The following is a 5,243-nucleotide window of genomic DNA, read 5'->3' as shown; positions in this document are numbered from 1 at the left end:
ACGAGTTGTCTCGTAACCTTTGTGATTTGCCCGAGCACTTCTACCATGTGTACGGGTATCAGTATCGTCCTCGACTGATCGGCAAGAGCCCTCGTTATCGCCTGCCGGATCCACCATGTCGCATAGGTGCTGAACTTGTATCCCCTCCGGTATTCAAACTTGTCGACGGCCTTTATCAAGCCGATATTCCCTTCCTGAATGAGGTCGGAGAAACTCAATCCCTTTCCGATATACCGTTTCGCTATGCTTATGACGAGTCTGAGATTGGCCTCAATCATGGCATTCTTGGCGCCGTCGATTTCTGCTCGTGCTTCGGACAGGATCTGTAACATCCGCTTCATTTCTTCGAAGGGTGCGCCGATCAATCGTTCCCGTTCGCGGATCGTGTCACGGTACTCCCGGTACCGTTCTACGAGTGCATCGTGGGCACTCTTCTTCGTGCTCTGCCGCGAGCCCCTGCCGCGAGATCCCGACGATACCTTGAGACCGCCCCGAAGGAGAGCTTCGGTATCATAACCGAAGGCCCTGAGCCTTCTGCCGAGCGCCGCCATCTTCTCCCTGACCGATTTGACCTCTTCCGCCGTCTCTTCGAGTTTTTTCGAAAGAGAGACGAGGAAATCATGCTTCAGCTTGAGTGCGGTGATATGCTCTGCCGCCCTTCCTCCATTGAGGAAATCCGTTCCCTTCCGGAGCAGTCTCCTTATCCTGTTGAGAACCGAGAAGAAGGCTTTTTCATCGGCTTCAGACAGTTCTTTCGATTCCCCGGTGCCCTGCAGGATATCCGCGAGTGACAGCCGTCCTTTCCTGACGAGGGAACCGATGTTGACCAGTTCTTCCAGGGCAAAGGGGAGAGAAAAGACGGCGGTCAAAAGCTTTTCTTCGGCCGTTTCGATACATCTCGCGATCCGTATCTCGTCGGCGCTTTTCAGGAGGGGGATGATACTCATTTCCCTGAGATAGGTCTGCAGGGGTTCATGCTCGTAATCAAAAAAGGAGACCTTCCGTCTTCCTTCAGGCGACCCGTCTTCTCCGTATGCCGATTCGTTCTCGTGCTCTTCATCGAGGATCGTCGGAGACCCGTCACCGAATCCTCTTCCGGTAAAATCAAGATCGCTCTGTTCGGTATAATCCGCGAAATCGTCGAATCCTTCTGTCATTGCGCACCCCCGTCCGGTCATTAAGAAAAAGGAGACCCGTCACATATCATTGTCATGGGGACTGAAAACATGGGCCTTAACTAGGTTTAGTATAGGGGGCGAAAAATAAAAAAAATATCCGCAGATGTCTGATTTTTTTGTAAGACTTTTGAGTTATCGCCCGTAGGTTTTTGTCCTACAAGACACTATTGCCGGGATATCGCACTGATTTTTCAGGAAGGAATGTTGTTCCTACGGCTGACATCTGCTTTCTGAGTCAGCCTCTGGGCGAACAAGGGCCTAATATACTTTTTCCCCGACGCCACCTGCCGTATTGCATGAATCAATTCGTCAGGCACGCTCTCTTTTGTGAGGTATCCGGCGGCGCCGGTTCTTAAGGCCCGCAGGGCATAGAGTTCCTCGGGGTGCATGCTCAACATGAGAACCGCAAGTCCGGGTCTCGCCGATTTTATCTTTTTCAGGACATCGAGACCATCTCTCCCGGGCATCGTGATGTCTAACAAAACCACGTCATAATCGCCGCTCGCGATTTTGTCCAGCACCTCATTGCCGCTGGAAGCCTCATCAACGACAACCATGTCCGGAGCTTCCTCGATGATCTGCCTCAGCCCCTTTCGGACGAGCGTGTGGTCATCACCGATGAGTATCTTTATCATTGCAGGCACTAAGACTATAGTAGAGGATAATCGGCAGAATACGCTATCGGAATTAGTCTGATTTTTCTGTCAGCGTTTGTCCTGCAATCAATTTAGAAACATTTACTTGGAATAGAGGCACAAGCAAAGAGATCTGAGAGTGGACAAAGACACGGGATTTGCGAATCAGCGGTTCCCACTGATGCCGCGAAGGGAATGCAAGGAAGGGATATCAGTCTACAAGCCTTTGCTGCAATGCGTAATGGGTTATTTCAGCATTATTCTTCATCTGCATCTTTTCGAGTATCCTCGACCGGTAGGTGCTGATGGTCTTAACGCTGAGCGAGAGTTCTTCGGCGATTTCACCCACGGTCTTCCCCGATGCGATCATGCACATTACCTGGAATTCACGGTCCGAAAGGGTATCGTGGAGGGGCTTTTCCGAGGCCCCGCCCAGGTCAAAGGCCAACCTTTCGGCAAGGGAAGGACTTATAAACTTTCTCCCCGTCGATACTTTCCGTATGGCATCGATCAACTCTGCCGGTGCACTTCCCTTTGTGAGGTATCCTGAGGCTCCCGCCTTCAACGAACGCACTGCGTACTGTTCCTCGGGATGCATGCTCAGCATCATGACGGCCAGATCGGGCCTCTCGAGCTTCACCTGCTTAAGGATCTCGAGACCGTTGGACCCGGGCATGGCGATGTCGAGCAAGAGCACGTCGCAGTCCGTCTTTTTCACCTTGGTCAAGATCTCCTGACTCGTCCCGGCCTCTTCGGCCACGACGATATCCGGAGTCTCCTCGATAATCTGCCGCAGCCCTTTGCGGACGATGGCGTGGTCATCTGCGATGAATACTCGCGTCACGGATTCCCCTTTTCTGAGAAAGGATTATCGATACGAACGTATTATAGCAGACATCCCGTCTTGAAAGTATAGAAACCCGGGAGTGGTTTGACAACAAGGTCTTTTCCCTTTATCCTAACTAGAGGAAAGAGAGCGATCTCAGTCAGGGGAAGGCGGGGGACAGGGGAACGGTATGGAAGGATTCCTGAGGGCGGTAGGTTCACTATCACTATCCGTGGTGAGAAGTATGGGCCACATGGTCATCTTTCTGGTTCATACCATTTCATGCATCTTCCGCCCCCCCTTCAAGTTGCGCGTACTTCTCAGACAGATACGGTTTTTCGGCAACAGGTCCCTCCTCGTAATTCTCCTTACCGGTTCCTTCACGGGTATGGTGCTCGCCCTGCAGGTGTTCTATACCCTGAGGAAATTCGGCTCGGAAGCGCTGCTTGGCCCTGCGGTTGCTCTCAGTCTGATACGAGAACTCGGTCCGGTCCTTTCCGCCCTCATGGTTACCGGGAGGGCTGGCTCTGCCCTCACTGCCGAGATCGGGATCATGAAAATTACGGAGCAGATAGACGCGCTGACCTCAATGGCTCTCAACCCGATACGCTATCTCGCCGTTCCGAATGTCGTCGCCTCAGTGATAGTCTTTCCTCTTTTGGCGGCGATCTTTGACCTCATCGGAATCTACGGGGGGTATGTTGTGGGGGTCGACCTGCTCGGGGTGAGTTCGGGGACTTATTTCTCTCAGATGGAAACTTTCATTGAGATGTCCGACATCCGGATGGGATTATATAAGTCGATGAGTTTCGGCGTAATCGTCGCATGGGTGAGCTGCTATAAAGGTTTCTATACGGGATACGGCGCGGAAGGTGTCAGTAAGGCCACCACGGAGGCGGTTGTCATGTCTTCGGTATTCATTCTCATTTGGGATTATTTCCTTGGATCGGTCTTGTTGTAAGGGGCGACAGTGATAGAGACGATCAACCTAAAGAAATCCTTTGACGGGCAGCGGGTGCTCAAGGGCATAAACCTGACGATTGCAGACGGAGAGCTGGTTGTGATTATGGGGAAGAGCGGCGGAGGCAAGAGTGTTCTCTTAAAGCATATCATCGGGCTCATAAAACCCGACTCAGGGAGCATTCTCATCGACGGGGTAGATGTTACCAAGCTCACGGGGGGGGCTGTCGATGAGATGAGAGAGAAATTCGGTGTCCTTTTTCAAGGCGGGGCGCTCTTTGATTCCCTCACGGCGTACCAGAATGTCGCCTTTCCCCTTAGGGAAAAGACGAAACTGGATAAGGGCGAGATTCGCGAAAAGGTGCTGCGTTCCCTCGAGGATGTCGGCCTCAGGGGGATTGGGAAGAAGTATCCGGCGGAACTGAGCGGGGGAATGAAAAAAAGGGTTGCCCTCGCCCGCGCCCTCATCACGGAACCGAAAGTCGTCTTTTTCGATGAGCCGACGACCGGTCTTGATCCGATCATCTTGAATTCGATTCACCGGCTCATCAGGTCAACCCACAAGAAATATGGTTTTACGGGTGTCATGATAAGTCATGAAATCCCGGAGATATTCGATGTGGCAGACCGGGTCGCGATGTTGCACGATGGGGTTATCGTTGAGGTAGGGACGCCCGGGGAGATTAAGCGGTCGTCGAACCCGGTGGTGAAGCAGTTTATTACGGGCAGCCTCGAAGGGCCCATAGAATCAGTCGGATGAGCATGAGGAGGAAGGATGAAGAAGCTTGACCTTGAAGTCGTTGTCGGTATTTTTATTCTTGTGGGTATCTTCTCCCTCGGCTATATATCGATAAAACTCGGAAAACTCGAGGTTATCGGTGGGGGGCGGTACGAGATCTATGCGCAGTTTGACCAGGTCGGAGGGATCAAGCCGGGCGCTTCCGTCGAAATAGCGGGCGTCGAGATAGGAAGGGTGAAGAGCATCGGACTTGACAACTATCAGGCGTTGCTCGAACTGAGCATTAACACCGGTATCAAGGTGCAGGAGGATGCGATCGCATCGGTGAAGACGAAGGGCCTCATCGGTGAAAAATATATCCAGATAACGCCCGGAGCTTCTGAGAAAATCCTTCCCGGGGGCGGAAGGATCAGAGAGACGGAGTCCGCCATAGATATCGAGCAATTGATGGCAAAGTATGTCTTCGGAAAGGTTTAGGAAATGAAGGGAGATCCGCTCAGAGAGGTGGTGCGGGAGGCTTTACCCTTATTGTGGAAGGAAGGAGTCGCAGATGAAGAAGCTGCTGCTTACGATTTTCCTTGTCCTCGGTGTTTTCGTATTTCTTACCCATGCCGGCCTGCTCGATGACGTAAAAAAAGGCGCAGGCCTCTCCGGGAAAGGGGGGACTGACGAAGCGACAACCGCTTCCGGGCTGAAGGAAGCCCTGTCTGTCGGGACTGAGAACGCGGTGAAGAGCGTTTCACAGGTCAACGGCTATTTCGGCAATCAGGCTATAAAGATCCTCATGCCAGAAAAGATCCAGAAGGTCGCGGATGTGCTCAAGAAGGTCGGGTACCAAAAGGAGGTCGATGAGTTCATCCTGAGCATGAACAGGGCTGCGGAAAAGGCCGCGCCCAAGGCGGCTT

At 52.5% G+C, this 5,243-nt stretch carries 7 protein-coding genes; 4 read left to right on the top strand and 3 right to left on the bottom strand.

What is annotated here, in order from left to right; all coding sequences use genetic code 11:
• The 3 genes from VEI96_07185 to VEI96_07175 all read right to left on the bottom strand — a co-directional run.
• Positions 1–1,157, bottom strand: a 1,157-nt coding sequence (locus VEI96_07185; GenBank protein HXX57769.1) for a sigma-70 family RNA polymerase sigma factor, incomplete at its 3' end; no start/stop codon positions are given.
• Positions 1,158–1,369: 212 nt separating this feature from the next.
• A complete protein-coding gene (locus VEI96_07180) occupies positions 1,370–1,813 on the bottom strand; it encodes a response regulator transcription factor (GenBank protein ID HXX57768.1) in 444 nt (147 codons plus the stop codon).
• Between the two features lie 211 nt (positions 1,814–2,024).
• The gene (locus VEI96_07175) at positions 2,025–2,657 is read right to left on the bottom strand and encodes a response regulator transcription factor (protein ID HXX57767.1); all 633 of its coding nucleotides are present in this window, start codon (positions 2,655–2,657) and stop codon (positions 2,025–2,027) included.
• Positions 2,658–2,829: 172 nt separating this feature from the next.
• Here VEI96_07175 and VEI96_07170 point away from each other — a divergent pair, with 172 nt between their 5' ends.
• The 4 genes from VEI96_07170 to VEI96_07155 form a co-directional block, all read left to right on the top strand.
• Positions 2,830–3,600 carry an MlaE family lipid ABC transporter permease subunit gene (locus VEI96_07170; GenBank protein HXX57766.1) on the top strand — a complete coding sequence of 257 codons (771 nt, stop codon included), beginning with the start codon at positions 2,830–2,832 and terminating at the stop codon, positions 3,598–3,600.
• Positions 3,601–3,609: 9 nt separating this feature from the next.
• Positions 3,610–4,359, top strand: coding sequence for an ABC transporter ATP-binding protein (locus tag VEI96_07165; GenBank protein HXX57765.1), 750 nt, complete (start codon positions 3,610–3,612; stop codon positions 4,357–4,359).
• 15 nt (positions 4,360–4,374) lie between these two features.
• Positions 4,375–4,815 (top strand): outer membrane lipid asymmetry maintenance protein MlaD, encoded by a 441-nt coding sequence (gene mlaD / locus VEI96_07160; protein HXX57764.1) that lies wholly within the window; start codon positions 4,375–4,377, stop codon positions 4,813–4,815.
• Positions 4,816–4,888: 73 nt separating this feature from the next.
• The coding region (locus VEI96_07155; protein HXX57763.1) for a DUF4197 family protein at positions 4,889–5,243 on the top strand (355 nt) is incomplete at its 3' end.

This window comes from Thermodesulfovibrionales bacterium (genome assembly GCA_035622735.1).
Lineage (GTDB): Bacteria > Nitrospirota > Thermodesulfovibrionia > Thermodesulfovibrionales > UBA9159 > DASPUT01.
The sequence above is the reverse complement of the archived record's forward strand: the minus strand, read 5'-3'. Positions and strand labels throughout refer to the sequence as shown.